The following is a 21,597-nucleotide window of genomic DNA, read 5'->3' on the forward strand; positions in this document are numbered from 1 at the left end:
TCGGGGCGCCCGCAACGACGGGCATACAGGTCAGCGACAACGCATGGCGTAATGCCATAATCAGGAAATAAAACTATGTGTGGAATTGTTGGCGCTATCGCGCAGCGTGATGTAGCTGAAATCCTTCTCGAAGGTTTACGTCGTCTGGAATACCGCGGATATGACTCTGCCGGTCTGGCCGTGGTGGATGCAGAAGGTCATATGACCCGCCTGCGTCGCCTCGGTAAAGTCCAGATGCTGGCTCAGGCAGCGGAAGAACACCCGCTGCATGGCGGCACTGGTATTGCTCACACTCGCTGGGCGACGCACGGTGAACCTTCAGAAGCTAACGCGCATCCGCATGTTTCTGAACACATTGTGGTGGTGCATAACGGCATCATCGAAAACCATGAACCGCTGCGTGAAGCGTTAAAAGCGCGTGGCTATACCTTCGTTTCTGAAACCGACACCGAAGTGATTGCACACCTGGTAAACTGGGAACTGAAACAGGGCGGTACTCTGCGTGAGGCTGTTATGCGTGCTATCCCGCAACTGCGTGGCGCATATGGTACGGTGATCATGGATACCCGCCATCCGGATACGCTGCTGGCTGCCCGTTCAGGTAGCCCGCTGGTGATTGGCCTGGGTATGGGCGAAAACTTTATCGCTTCTGACCAACTGGCGCTGTTGCCAGTGACTCGTCGCTTTATCTTCCTTGAAGAGGGCGATATCGCTGAAATCACTCGCCGTTCGGTAAATATCTTCGATAACACCGGCGCGGAAGTAAAACGTCAGGATATCGAATCCAATCTGCAATATGACGCGGGCGATAAAGGCATTTACCGCCACTATATGCAGAAAGAGATCTACGAGCAGCCGAACGCGATCAAAAACACCCTTACCGGGCGCATCAGCCACGGTCAGGTGGATTTAAGCGAGCTGGGACCGAACGCCGACGAACTGCTGTCGAAGGTTGAGCATATTCAGATCCTCGCCTGCGGTACGTCTTACAACTCCGGTATGGTTTCCCGTTACTGGTTTGAATCGCTGGCAGGTATTCCGTGCGACGTTGAAATCGCCTCTGAATTCCGCTATCGCAAATCTGCCGTGCGTCGTAACAGCCTGATGATTACCCTGTCACAGTCTGGCGAAACCGCAGATACCCTGGCTGGCCTGCGTCTGTCGAAAGAGCTGGGATATTTGGGCTCTCTGGCCATTTGTAACGTGCCGGGATCTTCGCTGGTGCGTGAATCCGATCTGGCGCTGATGACCAATGCCGGAACGGAAATTGGCGTAGCATCTACCAAAGCCTTCACCACCCAGTTAACCGTGCTGTTGATGCTGGTGGCGAAACTGGCGCGTCTGAAAGGTCTGGATGCGTCCATTGAGCATGATATCGTGCATGGCCTACAGGCGCTGCCGAGCCGTATTGAGCAGATGCTGTCGCAGGACAAACGCATCGAGCTGCTTGCAGAAGATTTCTCCGACAAGCATCACGCGCTATTCCTCGGTCGTGGCGATCAATATCCGATTGCGCTCGAAGGCGCGCTGAAGCTGAAAGAGATCTCTTACATTCACGCGGAAGCCTACGCTGCAGGCGAGCTGAAACACGGGCCGTTGGCGCTGATTGACGCCGACATGCCGGTGATTGTGGTGGCGCCGAACAACGAACTGCTGGAAAAACTGAAATCCAACATCGAAGAAGTTCGCGCGCGTGGCGGTCAGTTGTATGTCTTCGCCGATCAGGATGCGGGTTTTGTGAGCAGCGACAACATGCACATCATCGAGATGCCGCATGTGGAAGAAGTGATCGCGCCTATCTTCTACACCGTTCCGCTGCAACTGCTGGCGTATCACGTGGCGCTGATTAAAGGCACCGACGTTGACCAGCCGCGTAACCTGGCGAAATCGGTGACGGTAGAGTAAGTACAAATGTTGTACCAGAAAAAAGGCTGTCGATAGACGGCCTTTTTTTGTGCGCCGTGACAGGCGCTGTTCTTTCTCTATGGTGGCTGAAGAGCGACTAAGAGGTGCTACGCCTGCCAGCGCTACGGGCACCCGGTCACATTCTCTTCTTTAAGGCCCTGGCTCAATCCAGGTGGATCGGAAATCAAACCACCCCAGGTTATTCAGGTGGATCCCCCTGGCCCGGTCTGGGCTTTTGAGTCGCATCCAGTGGTGAAAAAGCGGCTGTAGCCAGCCTGAACGGGTGGTTTCCCTGACCAGTTGTTCCGCGCTGATGGTTTCGGCATGCCACTGGGTTTCCCATTGGGCCAGCAGCGCACCATCACCACCGCTGATGGCGTGGCGCAGTAAAGGGGAGCCCAGCAGCCATGTACCGACGTTCCACTCTTCGGGAATGGGGAAATTGACCGTCCCCAGCCAGAGATCCACATTGGTTTTGCCATTCGCCCAGTCATCATAATTCAGCTCAACGCCCTCAAGTAAAATGCCCTGCTGGCGCATGATCTCTTGCATGATATCCAGGAGCATTGGAAATTCAGGGTGCTGATCGTGATAGGCCAGACGCAGTTTTGCGTAGGGCGACGACGAGATAAAAGGTGAACAGGCTGGGCCCGCCTCAATAGTATGAAACCAGGAGGACAGCAGGCTGCCGCCCGGTACCCAGAAGGGGCGAATTGCCTCACTCAGATGCTGGAGTATGGCGTAAGGGCTGAGTGTTTCCCGTAGCCAGCGGCGATGTTCGGCGGTATGCCAGTGCGGGGAGCGGCTGTCGCATAATAAAAAATATCCTCCACGCTCAAGAAACATCTCGCGCAGGTTGTCAGAAGGTTTGCCTGATACCTGGCTAAGCCGTCCGGAAACGTAATCCTCATCGCTCAGGCTGGAGCTGAGCCAGGCTGCCGTGTCGTTATCCGACAGCGATTCCGCCAGGTTGTCTGTCTCCGTTAAATTCGGCCAGATAAAGACCTCCACTTCATCCAGCAGCCCGCGCAGACCGAAATAGTGGTCAAAGGCCTTCATTTGCAGATGAAAGCCATTGTTTTCCACCACCTCATAAGGGCCAGTCCCCACAGGATGTGCCGGGAAATCAGCGCGTTGTGTATGGTCAGGCGGTAGGATCATGGCATCAATATGGCTGAGCAGCAGCGGCAGTCGGTTATCCGGGTGCGCCAGCGTAATTTCAAGGCTCAGCGGCCCGGTGGCCTGAATGGTCTGCAAGTGCGAGAACAACGGCAGCTTAGCGCTGCGGGTCAGTGAAGCGATAACCGCGTCGATCGTCAGCTCCTGACCATCATGCCAGAGGACGGCGGGGCGCAGATAAAAACGCCAGCGCAGTGGATCAATCTGCCGCCAGTGGTGGGCAAGATCGGCTTCGACTTCACCTTTTTCCTCATTTATGCGCGTCAGGCCGCTAAAAATCTGCCTGACCAGATGCTGCTCAGAGCGACGCAACGGTATGCCGGGGCACAGCGACGGCATTGTCCGGTAATAGGGGATGCACAGCCGCTGATAGTCTGCCCGCACGCTATAGCCCAGCTTTGAACGCAACAGTTGCGCCACCTGGTGCTTATTTTTACCCAGCAGTTGAATGGCCTGATCAACATGACCAGACTCCAGTAACTGCTCCGCCTTTTCGCTTAACAGCTGTTCTGGTTTATAGCGCAGGTGAAGCCGGGCGCGATGCCCACGTCCGGCCTGTGATTGCCAGATGAGCCACTTTGCCTCCTGCATCTGAAGCAACAGATTACGCATATGCCGCCGGGTGCAGAACAACACATCCGCGAGCTCCTGTAGCGTCACGCTAACGGGCTTGTCGCCATAGTGCTGGAGTAGCTTTAAGTATTTTTGTTCAGTGTGCCGGGTTGTCATAAAAGGTGAAATTTCCCGAACGGGAATGAGCAATTTTTAATATCCCCTTTTTAGCCGATGATTTTCTTTATCGCAACTTCTATGAGGATTCATCATGACAAAGCGCATTAATAAAGATACTCAGGTCTGCATGTCCCTGGCGGCACGCCCAAGTAACTTCGGTACACGCTTTCACAACTATCTGTACGAAGCGCTGGATCTCAATTATCTCTACAAAGCTTTCTCGCCGACCGATCTTACGCAGGCCATTAGCGGCGTGCGCGGTCTGGGGATCCGTGGGTGCGCGATCTCTATGCCATTTAAGGAAGCCTGCATTCCGCTGGTGGATGAACTGGATGCTTCCGCTCAGGCCATTCACTCAGTTAATACCATTGTGAATACCAATGGCCATCTGAAGGCGTACAACACCGATTACATTGCAATAGCTCGCTTGCTGGCGAGTTACAAGGTCTCTCCCGACCTGGTGTTTGCTTTGCGTGGCAGCGGTGGTATGGCAAAGGCGGTGGCCTGCGCGCTGAAGGATGCGGGGTTTACCCGTGGTTATATTGTCGCGATTGATGAAGCGTCAGGTAAACAACTGGCCGAACTCTATGGCTATGAATGGCGCCCGGATACCGACGGTATTGAAGCCGATTTGTTAATTAACGCCACGCCTATCGGAATGGCTGGCGGTAATGATGCCGACAAACTTTCTTATTCCGAACAGGAAGTGGATAAGGCGAGCGTTATCTTTGATGTGGTGGCGCTACCGCCCGTCACGCCGCTAATCCGCTACGCCCGTGAACGCGGTAAAACCGTGATTACCGGTTCCGAAGTGTTTGCTATTCAGGCCGTGGAGCAATTTGTCCTTTATACCGGGATTCGCCCGGATGACGCGCTGTTCCAGAAAGCAGCGGCTTGGTCACGCCTGTAACATTTTTTCCCGCTTTTTCTTTAAATTAAAAGAACAGGGTACCCTACTATGACTAAAAAAATTGTTGCTGTGACGGCCTGTCCGACGGGCGTCGCCCATACCTTTATGGCGGCAGAAGCGCTGGAAATTGAAGCCCGCAAGCGTGGTGACTGGATCAAGGTTGAAACCCGCGGTTCCGTCGGGGCGAAGAACACGCTGACCGCGGAAGAGATAGCGCAGGCGGATGTGGTGATTATCGCGGCGGATATTGAACTGGATCTGTCAGGCTTTGTTGGCAAAAGACTCTATCGCACCAGTACCGGCGCGGCGCTAAAAAAGAGTGCGCAGGAAATGGATAATGCTTTCAATAGCGCCGAGGTCTATCTGGGGAGTGCCGGGCGCTCTTCTTCAGCTGGTAAAACAGAGCTACCCGGCGTTTATAAGCATTTAATGACCGGCGTATCCCATATGCTTCCTTTGGTGGTGGCGGGAGGATTGTGTATCGCGCTCTCTTTTGTCTTCGGTATCCAGGCCTTCAACGAGCCGGGCACGCTGGCGGCTGCGTTATTTCAAATCGGTGGTAAGGCGGCCTTTGCGCTGATGGTGCCGGTACTGGCTGGGTTTATTGCCTTCTCAATTGCCGATCGTCCGGGTCTGGCCCCGGGGCTTATTGGCGGGATGTTGGCCAGCCTGTGCGGCGCTGGTTTCCTGGGAGGGATTGTGGCCGGTTTTCTGGCCGGTTACAGCGTACGGTTTCTGGCGCAAAATATTAAGCTACCAGCGTCAATGGAAGCGCTTAAGCCTGTGCTGGTTCTGCCGCTACTGTCTACGCTGATTACCGGCCTAATCATGATTTACGTGGTGGGTGGCCCGGTGTCTGCGGTGATGGAAGGGCTGACGACGTTCCTGGGGAATATGACCTCTACGAATGCTATCTTGCTGGGAATGTTGCTGGGCGCAATGCAAGGTTTTGACCTTGGTGGGCCGGTGAATAAAGCTGCGTATACCTTCGGCGTCGGTTTACTGGCTTCTCATTCCTATATGCCGATGGCGGCCATTATGGCGGCAGGGATGGTACCGGCATTAGGGATGGGCGTCGCAACCTGGGCGGCCAGAGCGAAATTCACTGCCTCTGAGCATGAAGCGGGTAATGCATCTTTTATCCTGGGGCTGTGCTTTATCTCTGAAGGGGCGATTCCCTTCGCTGCGCGTGACCCGATGCGCGTGATCCCTTCCACGATGGTCGGTGGCGCAATCGCCGGGGGACTATCTATGTATTTCGGTTGTACGTTGATGGCGCCGCACGGCGGCCTCTTTGTCCTGGCGATCCCGCATGCGGTAGAACATGTGATGCAGTACCTGCTCTCAGTTGCCCTTGGCACGATTGTCTGCGGCCTGATGTACGCGCTGTTGAAACCGTCTGCGGTTGCGCAAACAGTTTAATTCATCTCCCCCTGCAGGCTGGTCTGGTGTCTCCCCGGGCCAGCTTTTTTATTTCCATTGTCATCAAACCGTCACAATCAAGACATATAACTGTCATCAATTTGTCCTATTTTGCTCATCGTAGCAACTCAAACAACGATTTACCGAAACCGTGCAGGAGACATTATGAAAGTTATGCGTACCACTGTCGCAACTGTTGTCGCCGCGACCTTATCGATGAGCGCGTTCTCTGCCTTTGCAGCAGCAAGCCTGACAGGTGCCGGTGCAACGTTTCCTGCGCCGGTGTATGCCAAATGGGCGGATACCTACCAGAAAGAAACCGGTAACAAAGTCAATTACCAGGGGATAGGCTCTTCCGGCGGCGTGAAACAAATCACCGCGAATACCGTTGATTTCGGCGCTTCCGATGCGCCGCTGTCTGACGAAAAACTGAATCAGGAAGGCCTGTTCCAGTTCCCGACGGTGATCGGCGGCGTGGTACTGGCGGTGAATATTCCAGGCCTCAAATCCGGCGAACTGGTGCTGGATGGTAAAACACTGGGTGACATCTACCTCGGTAAAATCAAAAAGTGGGATGATGAAGCCATCACTAAACTGAACCCAGGCGTGAAGCTGCCTTCTCAGAATATCGCCGTGGTGCGTCGCGCTGACGGTTCCGGTACCTCCTTCGTGTTCACCAGTTACCTGGCGAAAGTCAACGACGAGTGGAAATCGAAAGTGGGCGCGGGTTCTACCGTGAACTGGCCAACCGGTCTGGGCGGTAAAGGTAACGACGGCATCGCGGCATTTGTACAGCGTCTGCCAGGCGCTATCGGCTACGTTGAATACGCTTACGCTAAACAGAACAACCTGGCCTACACCAAACTGGTTTCTGCCGACGGCAAACCGGTAAGCCCGACGGAAGAGAGCTTCTCTAATGCGGCGAAAGGCGCAGACTGGAGCAAAACCTTCGCGCAGGATCTGACCAACCAGAAAGGTGACGATGTGTGGCCAATCACCTCCACCACGTTTATCCTGGTCCACAAAGCGCAGAAGAAACCTGAGCAGGGTGCTGAAGTGTTGAAGTTTTTCGACTGGGCCTACAAAAATGGCGCTAAGCAGGCGAATGATCTGGACTACGCCAGCCTGCCGGATAACGTCGTTGAGCAGGTTCGTACCGCCTGGAAGACCAGTATAAAAGACAGCAACGGTAAGGCGCTGTATTAATTAACGAATTGGCGGATGGCGCTACGCTTATCCGCCCTACGGTTTCGACCGCAGGCCCACGTTGTAGGCCGGATAAGCGTAGCGCCATCCGGCAGGGGCAACGTCGTAAAATGCGTTTAATGGAAAGAGTAATTTATGGCTGCAACCAAGCCTGCTTTTAACCCGCCGGGTAAAAAAGGCGACATGATTTTCAGCGCGCTGGTAAAACTGGCTGCGCTGATTGTGCTATTGATGTTGGGCGGTATTATCGTCTCATTGATCATCTCCTCCTGGCCAAGTATTCAGAAATTTGGTTTCTCATTTCTTTGGACTAAGGAATGGGACGCGCCAAACGATATCTACGGCGCGCTGGTGCCCATTTACGGCACACTGGTGACCTCCTTTATCGCACTGCTGATCGCCGTTCCGGTCAGTTTCGGCATTGCCCTGTTTTTAACCGAGCTGGCGCCAGGCTGGCTAAAGCGTCCGCTCGGCATCGCTATTGAACTGCTGGCGGCAATTCCCAGTATCGTGTACGGCATGTGGGGGCTGTTTATCTTCGCGCCGCTGTTTGCGACGTACTTCCAGGAGCCGGTCGGCAATATTCTTTCCAACATTCCGTTTGTCGGCGCGCTGTTCTCCGGCCCGGCGTTTGGTATCGGCATTCTGGCGGCGGGCGTCATCCTCGCCATCATGATCATCCCCTACATTGCGGCGGTTATGCGCGACGTCTTCGAGCAAACGCCGGTAATGATGAAAGAGTCCGCTTACGGTATCGGCTGTACTACCTGGGAAGTTATCTGGCGCATCGTGCTACCGTTCACCAAAAATGGCGTGATCGGCGGCATTATGCTGGGACTGGGCCGTGCTCTGGGTGAAACGATGGCGGTCACTTTTATCATCGGCAACACCTACCAGCTCGACAGCGCGTCGCTGTATATGCCGGGCAACAGCATCACTTCCGCGCTGGCGAACGAATTCGCTGAGGCGGAATCGGGTCTGCACGTGGCAGCGTTGATGGAGCTGGGGCTGATCCTGTTTGTGATCACCTTTATCGTCCTGGCGGCGTCTAAGTTCATGATTATGCGTCTGGCGAAGAACGAGGGAGCACGTTAATGGCTACGCTTGATATGCAGAACACCGCGCAGCTCGCGGAATCCCGTCGCAAGATGCAGGCGCGTCGCCGCATGAAGAACCGTATCGCACTAACGCTCTCAATGGCGACGATGGCATTTGGCCTGTTCTGGCTGATCTGGATTTTGATGTCCACCATCACGCGCGGCATTGATGGTATGTCGCTGGCGCTGTTTACCGAAATGACGCCGCCGCCGAACACGGCGGGCGGCGGGCTGGCGAACGCCCTGGCGGGGAGTGGATTGTTGATTCTCTGGGCTACCGTATTGGGTACGCCGCTGGGGATTATGGCGGGTATTTACCTGGCCGAGTATGGCCGTAAATCCTGGCTCGCCGAAGTCATTCGCTTTATTAACGACATTCTGCTTTCCGCGCCGTCAATTGTTGTGGGGCTGTTTGTTTACACCATCGTGGTGGCGCAGATGCAGCACTTCTCCGGTTGGGCTGGGGTGATTGCGCTGGCGCTGTTGCAGGTACCGATCGTTATCCGTACCACTGAAAACATGCTCAAATTGGTGCCGGATAGCCTGCGTGAAGCCGCTTATGCGCTGGGTACGCCGAAGTGGAAGATGATCTCCGCGATTACGCTGAAAGCCTCTATCTCCGGCATTATGACCGGTATTCTGCTGGCAATTGCCCGTATCGCCGGGGAAACGGCGCCATTGTTGTTTACCGCGCTCTCGAACCAGTTCTGGAGCACCGACATGATGCAGCCGATCGCCAACCTGCCGGTGACCATCTTTAAATTCGCGATGAGCCCATTTGCCGAATGGCAACAATTAGCCTGGGCGGGCGTGCTGATTATTACCCTGTGCGTACTGCTGCTGAATATTCTGGCGCGTGTTGTTTTCGCGAAGAAAAAACACGGTTAAAGACATTGTAGGCCTGATAAACGTAGCGCCATCAGGCATTATTTTACGGCGTGGCGGATGCGGCGCTGGATGAGGAAAAGAGTGAAATGAGTATGGTTGAAACTGCCCCGAGTAAGATTCAGGTTCGTGATTTGAACTTCTACTACGGCAAATTCCATGCCCTGAAGAACATTAATCTGGATATCGCGAAGAATCAGGTAACGGCATTTATCGGGCCATCCGGCTGCGGTAAATCAACGCTACTGCGTACCTTCAATAAAATGTATTCGCTTTATCCGGAGCAGCGCGCGGAAGGTGAAATTCTGCTGGATGGCGACAATATTCTCACCAACACCCAGGATATCGCGCTGCTGCGCGCAAAAGTGGGGATGGTATTCCAGAAGCCGACGCCGTTCCCGATGTCCATCTATGACAATATCGCCTTTGGCGTGCGTCTGTTTGAGAAGCTGTCTCGTGCCGATATGGACGAGCGCGTGCAGTGGGCGTTGACCAAAGCCGCATTATGGAACGAAACCAAAGATAAATTGCACCAGAGCGGGTACTCTCTCTCCGGTGGTCAGCAGCAGCGCCTGTGCATTGCGCGCGGTATCGCCATTCGCCCGGAAGTGCTGCTGCTGGATGAGCCATGCTCAGCTCTGGACCCGATCTCTACCGGGCGTATTGAAGAGCTGATCACCGAGCTGAAACAGGATTACACCGTGGTGATCGTGACCCACAACATGCAGCAGGCGGCACGTTGCTCCGATCATACGGCGTTTATGTACCTGGGCGAGTTGATTGAGTTCAGCAACACGGACGATCTGTTCACCAAGCCCGCGAAGAAACAAACAGAAGACTATATCACCGGTCGTTACGGTTAATTCAGGAGTGCGTAATGGACAGTCTGAACCTTAATAAACATATTTCCGGCCAGTTCAATGCCGAACTGGAAAGCATCCGCACTCAGGTAATGACCATGGGCGGCATGGTGGAGCAGCAGCTTTCTGACGCTATCACCGCCATGCACAACCAGGACAGCGAGCTGGCGAAGCGCGTGGTAGAAGGCGATCATCAGGTTAATATGATGGAAGTCGCCATCGATGAAGCCTGTGTGCGTATTATCGCCAAGCGCCAGCCGACGGCGAGCGATCTGCGTCTGGTAATGGCGATTATCAAAACCATCGCCGAACTGGAGCGCATTGGCGACGTGGCGGATAAAATCTGCCGCACCGCGCTGGAGAAATTCTCCCAGCAGCACCAGCCGCTGCTGGTGAGTCTGGAATCGCTGGGCCGCCACACCGTGCAGATGCTGCACGACGTGCTGGATGCGTTCGCGCGCATGGATCTCGATGAAGCGGTGCGTATCTACCGTGAAGATAAGAAAGTTGACCAGGAATATGAAGGCATCGTGCGTCAGCTGATGACCTACATGATGGAAGACTCGCGCACCATTCCCAGCGTGCTGACCGCGCTGTTCTGCGCCCGTTCTATCGAGCGTATCGGTGACCGTTGCCAGAATATCTGTGAATACATCTTCTACTTCGTGAAGGGGCAGGATTTCCGTCACGTCGGCGGCGATGAGCTGGATAAACTGCTGGCGGGGAAAGATCCGAAAGAGTAAATCTCATTCTTTTGCCCGGTGGCGCTGCGCTTACCGGGCCTACAGGTACAGATGCTGTAGGCCGGATAAGCGTCAGCGCCATCCGGCATTTCAGTTAACGCGTAATCTCCCACCCGCGCGCTTTCCACAATCCCGGCAACTGCGCCAAATCGGTAAAAGTCGTCACGTTAGGGTGATCGATCGGCTTGTTATGCGGATCGGCGCAGAAATAAAACACTTCCATTCCCGCCGCAATTCCTGACTGCGCGCCTGCGCTGGAATCATCCACCAGAATACACTTCTCAACATTGACCTTCATGGCGTTCGCCGCATGGAGCATCAGCGCCGGATCGGGCTTCCAGCGTTGAATATCGTAACCGCTAAACAGCAAATCGGGAAAATGATGCAACATGCCCAGTTTACCCAGCGAATGCTGCATCTTACTGACCGGCCCGTTGGATACCACGCACATGGGCGTCTTAATGCTCTCCAGCAGGGTATTTGCGCCCGCAATCGCTTCCAGTTCGGTATCGAACAGGCGCGCCACTTCCGCGCGGTACACCGGCTCCAGCTCCGCCTTTGCCAGCGCAACGCCATGCTCTTTACTGATGGTATCGATAATTTCGTAGAGCTTTACGCCTTTAAAGCGTCTGAATACTTCCGTGAGCTCAAGCGTAATGCCGAACTGCCGGAACATAGTGACATAGGCGCGCGAGCAAATTACTTCACTGTCGACCAGCGTGCCGTCACAGTCAAAAAACACCGCTTCGATTTGGGACATGTCATTTCCATTTTAACAAGTTTAACGTTTACGTAATGCTGAATGAGGGGACGCAATCGTTGCCGTACTAACAAATTGAGTGAAAAAAATTACCACACAACTGCGCCAGGTGTCGCATTTTGGTATAGGATAACGGCGAATTTTCCCTCCTTTCTCCGGAAATTGATAATGAGTCAACAACACACCACCCAGGCTTCTGGTCAGGGTATGCTGGAACGCGTGTTTAAACTGCGCGAACATGGCACGACGGCACGAACCGAAGTGATCGCCGGTTTTACCACTTTCCTGACGATGGTTTATATCGTTTTTGTTAACCCGCAAATTCTGGGCGTAGCTGGCATGGACACCAGCGCCGTCTTTGTGACCACCTGTCTGATTGCGGCCTTTGGCAGTATTCTGATGGGCCTGTTCGCTAACCTGCCAGTGGCGCTGGCGCCCGCGATGGGGTTGAATGCGTTCTTTGCCTTCGTAGTTGTGCAGGCAATGGGGCTGCCGTGGCAGGTAGGCATGGGCGCCATTTTCTGGGGCGCTGTTGGTCTTTTATTGCTGACTATCTTCCGCGTGCGTTACTGGATGATCGCCAACATTCCGGTCAGCCTGCGCGTGGGCATCACCAGCGGCATCGGCCTGTTTATCGGCATGATGGGGCTGAAAAACGCCGGCGTGATCGTCGCTAACCCGGAAACGCTGGTCAGCATCGGCAACCTGACCTCGCACAGCGTGCTGCTGGGGGTTCTTGGATTCTTTATTATCGCGATTCTCGCTTCGCGCAACATTCACGCGGCGGTGCTGGTGTCCATCATCGTCACGACGCTGCTTGGCTGGATAATGGGCGATGTACACTACAACGGCATTGTCTCCGCGCCGCCAAGCGTCACCAGCGTGGTAGGGCATGTCGATTTGGCAGGCTCGTTCAATCTTGGCCTGGCGGGGGTTATTTTCTCCTTCATGCTGGTAAACCTGTTTGACTCCTCCGGTACGCTGATTGGCGTGACCGATAAAGCCGGCCTGGCGGATGAGAAAGGCAAATTCCCGCGCATGAAGCAGGCGCTGTTTGTTGATAGTATCTCTTCTGTCACTGGCGCATTTGTCGGAACGTCTTCTGTGACCGCTTATATTGAGTCCTCTTCCGGCGTTTCGGTGGGCGGTCGCACCGGTTTGACGGCGGTGGTGGTCGGTATTTTGTTCCTGCTGGTTATCTTCCTGTCGCCGCTGGCGGGCATGGTGCCGCCTTACGCGGCGGCGGGCGCGTTGATTTACGTCGGCGTGCTGATGACCTCCAGCCTGGCGCGGGTAAACTGGCAGGATTTAACCGAATCGGTCCCGGCGTTTATTACGGCGGTAATGATGCCGTTTAGCTTCTCGATCACCGAAGGTATCGCGCTGGGCTTTATCTCTTACTGCGTGATGAAAATCGGTACCGGTCGCCTGCGCGACCTTAGCCCGTGCGTAGTGATTGTCGCGCTGTTATTCGTGCTGAAGATTGTGTTTATTGACGCACACTGATGAAATGAACCCTCGCCCCATCGGGGTGAGGGTTTTTAACGAACTTACGCTTTAACGCGCTGAATATACTCGCCAAATGCGGTCAACTGACCGGTCAAATGATCTAACGTTCCCTGATCCACCACTTCTCCAGTCTGCGGATCGACTTTATTCTGAATCACGCCGCCCATAAATTCCGGTTTATTCATCACCATCGCATCAAGGAACACCAGAATCTGGCGCAGATGATACTGGCAGCGCGCGCCGCCAATCGCCCCCATTGAACTGGTCTGGATAAGAACGGGCTTACCCGCCAGCGGCTGCTCAGGCAGACGGGATAGCCAGTCGATGGCATTCTTCAGGCCGCCGGGAACGGAATAGTTATATTCCGGCGTCACAATGACGACGCCGTCGGCGTTGCGAATCTGCTCCGCCAGCGCCTCTACGCTGGCTGGAAATCCCTCTTCCTGCTGGATATCGGCGTCATACAGCGGAATATCCCCGATCGAAGGCAGCGGCGATACCGTCATTCCTGCCGGCGCGACTTTAGGCAGCGTACGCGCCACCATCCCGTTAAAGGAACCTTTGCGTAAACTTCCCAGCAGTGTAACCACATTCAGCGTTTCAGACATACGTGCCCCTTTTTTCATTATGAACGATTAAGCGTATACGATTTGGCGGCGGGGAGTTGGGCGAATCGCATCAGACGCCCGGTTGGCTCATTGGCGCGCGTCTGGATATCGGGCAGGCTTTTCCAGCCCAGTTTGCCATCAAACTCCCACACTTTTAATTTTTCTATCGCTGGCGTAACGGTTACGGACCATACCAGCACATCTTCCGCATCGCACACGGCTTCAAGCTGCGTGACATGCGCGCACTTCAGGCGTCCGGCCACGGGTAAAAGTTGCAGCTCCCGCGGATCGTCATTCATGACATCGCCGGTGAGTTTTAACACGCTCTGGCGCAATGTAATGAGTTGCGCTCGCGCTTCGTTGGGATCGTTTTGATTGGCTACCCATAAGTTTTCATTACGGGAGAAAGGGTGGCGTTCGAGCGAATGCGGATGGTGAAAGCCGCGGGAGGTGCGCTGTAATTCCATATCCAGCCCGCACTCTCCTTCGGTGGTCAACGCCACGCCAACCATATTTCCGGCGTAGGAGATAGAAAAACCTGGCAGATTTTTGTCACGAAACGCGGGTTTACCTTTCGCCTGAATAATGATTTCCGGCAGCTCGCTAATTCCGTACAGCATAAACATCAGTTCGGCAAGAAGGCCTCTGGAGGCGAGAAAACGCGTTCGTCGGTGAGCAGGCAGGTTTCTGGCTTCAATATGGCAAGACGAAGAGAGACGAATTGAAACCAACTGTCCCTCCGTAAGTATCCCTCTGGCAAAGTGAGTCGCCATTTTTCGCTCCGTGATTAATGGGCCGTGATAATGACGAGAGTAACATTAACGTAAATTATGGACAGGTTTTACGCGCTAAAAATTCAATTTCAGAAGGTTCTTTAATCAGACGGTGACATTTCTGGTAAGGGTAAGGTTAATTTATCAACGCAGGTGGTCAGATAAGGCGACGGCAGAGCGTGTTGATAGCCTGTCGTAGCCACACAATCTTGGGATTATGACTATTACGTTTGTGCCATAATAGGGTAAACGGCACCATCAGCTTTTCCCGCTGTTGCGCATCAAAAGGCAGGGGGCGCGCCACTAACGGTAGCTGGTGGAGCTGATTGTAGTGCTGGCAATAGCGCGGCGCGGTTGCTATCAGGGTGTGATCCGGCTGGGCGGCCATAAAGAGCGACTGCTCGAACCCCGGCAGGCTCAACGCGATATGGCGTTTGCGTCCCATTTCTTGCAGGACATCATCCAGCGCCCAGGTATCACTTTGCTCCCAGCAAATACTGATATGCGGGTAGCGCAGAAAAGTGTCCAGATCCCACGCTTCGCGCAGCGCCGGATGATCTTCCCGCAGCCAGACCCACGGTAAATCGCTAAACAGTACCTCAAAATCAATCGCGAGCGGCAACAGACTGAGCAATTCTCGCGAGCGGGGATGGCTTTCGCGTCCGGTAAATCCGATATCGACTTCCCCGCGCGTAATCGCCTCCAGCGAGTCATAATCCCAGTTGCGAACCTTAATGGTAGCCTGCGGATAGCGCTGATAAATCTGCTGCGACAGTGAATTAAACATAATCATCATCAGCGGCGACTCTGCCGCCAACTCAAATTTTAAACCGCGTGGCGTTTGATGATGAGGCTTATCAAGCAGTTGATTCCCCATCTGCATCCAGTCCGCCAGACTTTGCTCCATACTGACCATCAGCGGCGTCGGCGCCAGGCCCAGCGGCGTATTGACGAACAGCGGATCGTCAAACCATGCCCGGAGTTTCGCCAGCGATTTGCTGACCGCAGAGGGCGTTACGTTCATCCGTTTTGCAGCTTTAGTGACGCTGCGCTCCTGCATGAGTAACTGTAGGCATAACAGCAGATTAAGATCGAGACTGGTAAGGGATTTCTTCATGCTCGGCTACGGACCTGTTGGGCGCGACGGAGAAGATCAGCAGAATACTCACTATGCTACAACCAATCAGAATCCCGATCAGCATATTGATCGCGCTGATACCGAGTATTGCCGCCAGCCAAATCCACAGTGATGAACCGCAAACCTGCGCGATACCCAGCGTGGAACTGGCCACTCCGGCGCGCAGCGAAAACGGCCCCAGCGCCTGGCTCATCGCGACGCCAAAACCAACCGAGAATCCGGCGCAGATAAGCGTCAGGCCAAAGAGCGTGACGGTATTGGTATGAGCAAGGCTTAACGTCACGCCAGCCGTCAAAAACAGCCCCTGTGAGACGAGCATTAAGGTTCGCGGCTTAAATAACCCAAGCGCAAAAGGGGTAGAAAAAGAGACGACCATGCTGACGCCTGCGGTGAGCGCCATGGTAATGGCATAGTCGCCACGGCTAAATCCCATCACCTCCATCAGCAGCACTGGAGAGGCATTGACGAAGGTCAGGATCACCGACACGCTAAGGGTGGTGATCGCCAGTCGACTAACGAAAAAACGGTTAACCAGCGACTCGGCGGCGGGCGACGATCGTGATAAATCGCGTGGAGCCAGCCTTGCCGGGCGCGTCTCGCGCAGGATAAACAGTGATAACAGGCCCACAATAATGCCCATCGCGGACATCGTATAGAACAGACTTTGCCAGGGGAAACGCAGCATAATCAAATGCCCCATCACCGGGGCGAGTACCGGCACAATACAGGTAATCCCATTCAATAATGACAGCACTTTCGCCCGGCGATGCTCGTCGAGTGTGTCGCGCAGAATGGCGAACGCCACCACATAGCAGCCGCCTGCTCCTACCCCCTGAAGAAAACGCCCACTCAGAAATAGCGAGCCTTCCGACGCCCGTGAACAAAGCAGTGAGGCCATCATAAAGACGATCGCGCCGACGATCGCGACCGGCTTGCGGCCTGACTGGTCGGCTATCTTCCCGGCAAACAGCATGGCCGTCGCCATTCCGGCCAGGTAAACGGAGAAGGCGATATGCAACTGCGCCTCGCTGGCGTTCAGATCGGCGGCTATACGCGGTAAACCGACCAGATACATATCAATACCGGCAGGATAGAGTAAAACCAGGGCAAAACTACACAGTAGAAAACGTTTCATAGCGGCCTCACGAAAAGTGTGGCGCTAAGAATACGGGGCGACGTTGCGCGAGACGAGTTGCCATTTGGACAACAGTGATTTCCGCATGGGAAATCATTGCTGCCGGATGGCGGCGTAAACGCCTTATCCGGCTTACGGGTTTTGTAGGCCCGGTAAGCATCGCGCCACCGGGCAACACAACGTTATTTACCAATACAGAAGCTGGAGAAAATCCGTCCCAGCAGGTCGTCGGAGGTAAACTCGCCGGTAATCTCGCTTAAGCTTTGCTGCGCCAGGCGCAACTCTTCCGCCAGCAGTTCCCCCGCCCATGCGCCTAATAGCTGCGCTTTGCCCTGCTCAAGGTGTTCAGCGGCTTCCGCCAGCGCCTGTAGGTGACGGCGACGGGCCAGGAAGCCGCCTTCCATATTGGTATCAAACCCCATGCTTTGCTTGAGGTGGTTACGCAACACGTCGACGCCTTCGCCGGTACGCGCCGAGAGGCGAACCAGTGAGTGACCATTTACTTCACTAATACCCAGCGTTTCGCCAGTGATATCCGCCTTGTTACGTACCACGGTAATCGGTAGATTTTTGGGCAGACGGGCGATAAAGTCCGGCCAGATGTCGGCAGGGTCCACGGCGTCCGTCGTGGTGCCATCCACCATAAATAGCACGCGATCGGCCTGTTCAATCTCCTGCCAGGCGCGTTCGATGCCGATACGCTCAACTTCGTCGCTGGCGTCGCGTAGTCCGGCGGTATCGATGATATGCAGCGGCATCCCGTCGATGTGAATATGCTCGCGCAACACGTCGCGCGTGGTACCGGCGATATCGGTGACAATGGCCGCTTCACGGCCTGCCAGCGCATTCAGCAGGCTTGATTTCCCGGCATTCGGGCGTCCGGCAATCACTACCTTCATCCCTTCGCGCAGCAGGCTGCCCTGGCGCGCTTCGGTGCGCACGGCGTCAAGATCGGCGATGACGCCATTGAGCTGCGCTTCGATTTTGCCGTCAGAGAGAAAGTCGATCTCCTCATCCGGAAAATCAATAGCCGCTTCGACGTAGATTCGCAGGTGAGTAAGTGCTTCCACAAGGTGGTTAACGCGGGCGGAAAATGCCCCCTGTAACGAGTTTAGCGCCGAACGCGCCGCCTGTTCGGAACTGGCATCGATCAGGTCGGCAATGGCTTCCGCCTGGGCTAAATCGAGCTTATCGTTGAGGAACGCTCGCTCGGAGAACTCGCCCGGTCGGGCAATTCGCACGCCTGGAAGCGTCAGGATACGTTTTAACAGCAGGTCCAGAATCACCGGACCGCCGTGCCCTTGTAGCTCCAGCACATCTTCACCGGTGAAGGAGTTCGGGCCGGGGAACCACAGCGCAATACCCTGATCCAGCGCGCTGCCGTCAACATCTTTAAACGGCAGGTAGTCGGCATAGCGCGGCTTCGGCAGCTTGCCCAGCACCTCTTGCGCAACGTCGCGCGCCTTCAGACCGGAAATACGCAGGATACCCACGCCACCGCGTCCCGGTGGGGTTGCCTGGGCGACGATAGTGTCGTTATGGCTCATGGTTAGTCTCAACTTTGTTGCAATAAAAAAAGGCGGTCATATGACCGCCTTTTGATTGTAGGCCTGATAAGCGTTAGCGCCATCAGGCTGACCGGCGCGCCTTGCCGGATGGCGGCTTCGCCTTATCCGGCCTACACCGAATCAGGATTTTTTCTTCTCGCGGCTATGCAGGCCACGCTTCTCCAGACCACGGTAAATCAGCTGCTGCTGAATGATGGTGACCAGGTTGCTGACGATATAGTACAGCACCAGACCTGACGGGAACCACAGGAAGAACACCGTAAAGATGACCGGCATAAAGGTCATGATCTTCTGCTGCATCGGGTCGGTCACGGTGGTCGGCGACATCTTCTGAATGAAGAACATCGTTACGCCCATCAGGATCGGCAGAATGTAGTACGGGTCCTGTGCAGACAGGTCATGAATCCACAGCGCGAACGGCGCATGACGCAGTTCAATGGAACCCATCAGCATGTAGTACAACGCCAGGAAGATAGGCATCTGGATGATCAGCGGGAAGCAGCCGCCCAGCGGGTTAACCTTCTCCGCTTTATACAGGGCCATCATCTCCTGGCTTTGGCGCTGTTTATCATCGCCAAGACGTTCGCGCATCGCCTGAATTTTCGGCTGCAGCATACGCATCTTCGCCATTGACGTGTACTGCGCTTTGGTCAGCGGGTACATGATACCGCGAACGATAAAGGTAATGATGATAATGGAGAAGCCCCAGTTGCCCACAAAGCTGTGGATCCACTTCAGCAACTTGAACAGCGGCTGAGAGATGAACCACAACCAGCCGTAGTCCACGGTCAAATCCAGGTGCGGTGCAACAGCCGCCATTTTATCCTGAATTTCCGGGCCGACCCACAGGGTGCTGGTCATCGCGCCAGTCTGGCCTGGCTGTACCAGTACCGGCTGCGCTTTATAGCCGATAGCGACAATGCCGTTACCCAGATTAGCGGTGTAGAAATTGTTGGTGCCGTCGTTACGCGGAATCCATGCGGTAGCGAAATACTGCTGCAACATTGCCACCCAACCGCCTTTGGAGCTGACGTTGAGGTTTTCGTTATCGGCAATAGTGTCGAATTTGTATTTCTCATACTTCTCATCCGGCGTGGAGTACGCTGCGCCGCGGAACGTATGCAGCGCAAAGTTGCTGCTGCCGGTGTCGCGATGAGGAGGCAGGTTGACGGATTGTTTTAACTGACCAAAGGTGGAGACTTCCAGCGGTTTTTCGCCGGTGTTCTGCACGCTATAGTTCACGTTAACCGCATAATCGCCACGCTTAAAGACAAACGTTTTGGTAAACGTGTTGCCTGCGGCGTCAGTATAAGTCATCGGAACCTGCAGTTCGTTCTGACCGTCGGCCAGTACAAACGCCTCTTTCTCGACGTTGTACAGCGGACGCGGGCCGTTCGCCGGGTTATCCGGGCCGTCGCGGCCTGTCAGGCCGCTTTGCGCCTGATAGATAAACTGCGGGGTGGTTTCCAGCAGCTGGAACGGTTCGTTGGAACCCAGTTCTTTCGGGTAAGCCGGGAGCAAAGCCTGCTCGACATCACCACCACGGGTGTTGATAGTCAAATCAAGCACATCGGTTTTCACCGTAATCATTTTCCCCTGGCCACTGGCTGGTACGCCCTGGTCGGCGGCGCTACCCGCTGCGGTGGTCGTTGTCTGCGTGGTCTGTTGAGTCTGAGGTTGCGGATTTTTATCCTGCTCCCAGGCTTGCCAGATCATGAAAGACACGAACAGCAAAGCGATGACTAAAAGATTGCGTTGCGAATCCATCGTTAGTGTTCTCTGGTATCAAATGGTCCGGGCGGGACGGGATCGTCACCACCAGGGTGTAAAGGGTGGCATTTTAATACGCGTTTCACCGTCAACCAACTGCCTTTTATCACTCCAAACCTGCGCAATGCCTCAATTCCGTAGCTTGAGCACGTTGGCGTGAAACGACAATGCGGCCCAAGCAGCGGACTGATCAGGCGTTGATAGACCCGAATAAGGGCTATCAGGACCCGCGAGCCAGGCGACAGTGGCGGCGCCATAATTTTTCCAACGCTTCCGAGAGAGCACGGTTATCGAGGTCGGCAACCCCTTTTTTCGCCACCACCACGAAATCCATTGCAGGAAGTTCATGCTGGCGCAGACGGAAGCTTTCACGCGTCAGACGTTTAATCCGGTTGCGTTCATGCGCACGTCGAACATTTTTCTTGGCGACGGTAAGACCGATACGGGGATGCCCCAGCGAATTCAGGCGGCCGAGGATGGTGATTTGCGGCGTGCCAGCCCGTTGAGGTTGCTGGAAGACGAATGTGAAATGAGCGGGAGTTAACAAACGTAACTCCCTGGGAAATGCGAGCTTAACCACTCAGGGGTTAGCTTTATTACTTGGAAACGGTCAGACGAGCGCGGCCTTTAGCACGACGACGTGCCAGAACCTGACGACCATTTTTAGTAGCCATACGAGCACGGAAGCCGTGAGAACGGTTGCGCTTCAGTACAGACGGTTGAAAAGTGCGTTTCATGGCGATTTCTACCTAAACTTGAATAAATTCACTGACTTTTGCGTATACCCGAACAAACTTTGAACGACTTACGCCACAGTGTGGGTGATTAAAGAGGCCGGATTGTAATAATTGTACACTCCGGAGTCAATTCTCTTTCCTTATTTTCCCGCGATTTTCCACGCCTTTTTGTGCGGAAAATAAGCAGCGTTGACGCCATATGACGGGCATTGCGCGACGGGTGGAGAATTATACGGACTGCCAGGTAAAGCGCAAGGATCGCCCTGGATCTTTATGCGATCTTTTAGGCGTCTGCTCACCTTTACCTATTAATTTTTTCAATATGCGCGCGAAAGCGTACAGGAGTTCCCCAGGATCGATTACACTTATCCTTTCCTGGAAAGTCCTGTGGATAAATAGGGAAGAATCTGTGAGAAACAGAAGATCTCTTGCTCAGTTTAGGCTATGATCCGCGGTCCTGATCGTTTCAAACGATCCTGGTCAGGCATGAACACGAAATCTTTCAGACTGCGTGAAGTCGCGATCGTTTGAAAGATCCGTGAAAACCGCAGACAGCGGTTCGTGCGTCACCCTTCATGCAGGGTCTTATCGACGTGCGCCAACAATCATTAATGTATCAGCCTTTGTCATTTATCGACTTTTGTTCGAGTGGAGTCCGCC

20 protein-coding genes are annotated in these 21,597 nt (G+C 54.5%); 9 read left to right on the forward strand and 11 right to left on the reverse strand.

What is annotated here, in order from left to right:
* Nucleotides 1–75 precede the first annotated feature (75 nt).
* Entirely contained in the window at nucleotides 76–1,905 is a 1,830-nt protein-coding gene (glmS, locus tag HU143_RS22555) for a glutamine--fructose-6-phosphate transaminase (isomerizing) (protein WP_023227713.1), read from the forward strand.
* 150 nt (nucleotides 1,906–2,055) lie between these two features.
* Here glmS and HU143_RS22560 read toward each other — a convergent pair whose 3' ends face one another.
* Nucleotides 2,056–3,813: an SgrR family transcriptional regulator gene (locus HU143_RS22560; RefSeq protein ID WP_023227712.1), complete on the reverse strand. Its 1,758-nt coding sequence runs from the start codon at nucleotides 3,811–3,813 to the stop codon at nucleotides 2,056–2,058.
* A 94-nt stretch (nucleotides 3,814–3,907) separates the two neighbouring features.
* Between HU143_RS22560 and HU143_RS22565 the strand changes: the two genes are divergently transcribed.
* The 7 genes from HU143_RS22565 to phoU all read left to right on the forward strand — a co-directional run bounded on the left by HU143_RS22565 (nucleotide 3,908) and on the right by phoU (nucleotide 10,939).
* Entirely contained in the window at nucleotides 3,908–4,726 is an 819-nt protein-coding gene (locus HU143_RS22565; protein ID WP_000166716.1) for a shikimate 5-dehydrogenase, read from the forward strand.
* Between the two features lie 48 nt (nucleotides 4,727–4,774).
* Nucleotides 4,775–6,148 (forward strand): fructose-specific PTS transporter subunit EIIC, encoded by a 1,374-nt coding sequence (locus HU143_RS22570; protein ID WP_023227711.1) that lies wholly within the window; start codon nucleotides 4,775–4,777, stop codon nucleotides 6,146–6,148.
* Nucleotides 6,149–6,313: 165 nt separating this feature from the next.
* Nucleotides 6,314–7,354, forward strand: a complete 1,041-nt coding sequence (gene pstS / locus HU143_RS22575) for a phosphate ABC transporter substrate-binding protein PstS (RefSeq protein WP_000867131.1) — start codon at nucleotides 6,314–6,316, stop codon at nucleotides 7,352–7,354.
* 135 nt (nucleotides 7,355–7,489) lie between these two features.
* The gene (gene pstC / locus HU143_RS22580) at nucleotides 7,490–8,449 is read left to right on the forward strand and encodes a phosphate ABC transporter permease PstC (RefSeq protein ID WP_000741630.1); all 960 of its coding nucleotides are present in this window, start codon (nucleotides 7,490–7,492) and stop codon (nucleotides 8,447–8,449) included.
* The gene (gene pstA / locus HU143_RS22585; RefSeq protein ID WP_000212199.1) at nucleotides 8,449–9,339 is read left to right on the forward strand and encodes a phosphate ABC transporter permease PstA; all 891 of its coding nucleotides are present in this window, start codon (nucleotides 8,449–8,451) and stop codon (nucleotides 9,337–9,339) included. Before pstC ends, pstA begins: the two co-directional genes overlap by 1 nt.
* 86 nt (nucleotides 9,340–9,425) lie before the next feature.
* Nucleotides 9,426–10,199: a phosphate ABC transporter ATP-binding protein PstB gene (pstB, locus tag HU143_RS22590; RefSeq protein ID WP_000063118.1), complete on the forward strand. Its 774-nt coding sequence runs from the start codon at nucleotides 9,426–9,428 to the stop codon at nucleotides 10,197–10,199.
* A 14-nt stretch (nucleotides 10,200–10,213) separates the two neighbouring features.
* Complete coding sequence (gene phoU / locus HU143_RS22595) at nucleotides 10,214–10,939, forward strand: phosphate signaling complex protein PhoU (protein WP_000377800.1); 726 nt, start codon at nucleotides 10,214–10,216, stop codon at nucleotides 10,937–10,939.
* Between the two features lie 94 nt (nucleotides 10,940–11,033).
* Here phoU and yieH read toward each other — a convergent pair whose 3' ends face one another.
* Nucleotides 11,034–11,699 (reverse strand): 6-phosphogluconate phosphatase, encoded by a 666-nt coding sequence (gene yieH / locus HU143_RS22600; RefSeq protein WP_000078081.1) that lies wholly within the window; start codon nucleotides 11,697–11,699, stop codon nucleotides 11,034–11,036.
* Nucleotides 11,700–11,867: 168 nt separating this feature from the next.
* Between yieH and adeP the strand changes: the two genes are divergently transcribed.
* Nucleotides 11,868–13,205 (forward strand): adenine permease AdeP, encoded by a 1,338-nt coding sequence (gene adeP, locus HU143_RS22605; protein ID WP_001583487.1) that lies wholly within the window; start codon nucleotides 11,868–11,870, stop codon nucleotides 13,203–13,205.
* A gap of 44 nt (nucleotides 13,206–13,249) precedes the next feature.
* On the opposite strand, the gene HU143_RS22610 is transcribed toward adeP, so the two are convergent.
* The 9 genes from HU143_RS22610 to rpmH all read right to left on the reverse strand — a co-directional run bounded on the left by HU143_RS22610 (nucleotide 13,250) and on the right by rpmH (nucleotide 20,937).
* Nucleotides 13,250–13,834, reverse strand: a complete 585-nt coding sequence (locus HU143_RS22610) for an NADPH-dependent FMN reductase (protein ID WP_001575173.1) — start codon at nucleotides 13,832–13,834, stop codon at nucleotides 13,250–13,252.
* Complete coding sequence (locus HU143_RS22615) at nucleotides 13,834–14,589, reverse strand: 4'-phosphopantetheinyl transferase family protein (RefSeq protein ID WP_000190678.1); 756 nt, start codon at nucleotides 14,587–14,589, stop codon at nucleotides 13,834–13,836. The genes HU143_RS22610 and HU143_RS22615 overlap by 1 nt, the downstream gene beginning before the upstream one ends.
* A 157-nt stretch (nucleotides 14,590–14,746) precedes the next feature.
* Complete coding sequence (gene yidZ / locus HU143_RS22620; RefSeq protein ID WP_000749370.1) at nucleotides 14,747–15,706, reverse strand: HTH-type transcriptional regulator YidZ; 960 nt, start codon at nucleotides 15,704–15,706, stop codon at nucleotides 14,747–14,749.
* Entirely contained in the window at nucleotides 15,675–16,862 is a 1,188-nt protein-coding gene (locus HU143_RS22625; protein ID WP_023227710.1) for an MFS transporter, read from the reverse strand. Before HU143_RS22625 ends, yidZ begins: the two co-directional genes overlap by 32 nt.
* 182 nt (nucleotides 16,863–17,044) lie before the next feature.
* Entirely contained in the window at nucleotides 17,045–18,409 is a 1,365-nt protein-coding gene (gene mnmE / locus HU143_RS22630; protein ID WP_000019081.1) for a tRNA uridine-5-carboxymethylaminomethyl(34) synthesis GTPase MnmE, read from the reverse strand.
* 141 nt (nucleotides 18,410–18,550) lie between these two features.
* On the reverse strand, nucleotides 18,551–20,197 hold the full coding sequence (gene yidC / locus HU143_RS22635; protein WP_000378283.1) for a membrane protein insertase YidC: 1,647 nt from the start codon (nucleotides 20,195–20,197) through the stop codon (nucleotides 18,551–18,553).
* 2 nt (nucleotides 20,198–20,199) lie between these two features.
* Nucleotides 20,200–20,457, reverse strand: a complete 258-nt coding sequence (gene yidD, locus HU143_RS22640; RefSeq protein WP_001307474.1) for a membrane protein insertion efficiency factor YidD — start codon at nucleotides 20,455–20,457, stop codon at nucleotides 20,200–20,202.
* The gene (rnpA, locus tag HU143_RS22645) at nucleotides 20,421–20,780 is read right to left on the reverse strand and encodes a ribonuclease P protein component (protein ID WP_000239725.1); all 360 of its coding nucleotides are present in this window, start codon (nucleotides 20,778–20,780) and stop codon (nucleotides 20,421–20,423) included. Before rnpA ends, yidD begins: the two co-directional genes overlap by 37 nt.
* A gap of 16 nt (nucleotides 20,781–20,796) precedes the next feature.
* Nucleotides 20,797–20,937 carry a 50S ribosomal protein L34 gene (gene rpmH, locus HU143_RS22650; RefSeq protein WP_000831330.1) on the reverse strand — a complete coding sequence of 47 codons (141 nt, stop codon included), beginning with the start codon at nucleotides 20,935–20,937 and terminating at the stop codon, nucleotides 20,797–20,799.
* Nucleotides 20,938–21,597 lie beyond the last annotated feature (660 nt).

This window comes from Salmonella sp. SJTUF14076, from assembly GCF_015534835.1.
GTDB lineage: Bacteria > Pseudomonadota > Gammaproteobacteria > Enterobacterales > Enterobacteriaceae > Salmonella > Salmonella enterica.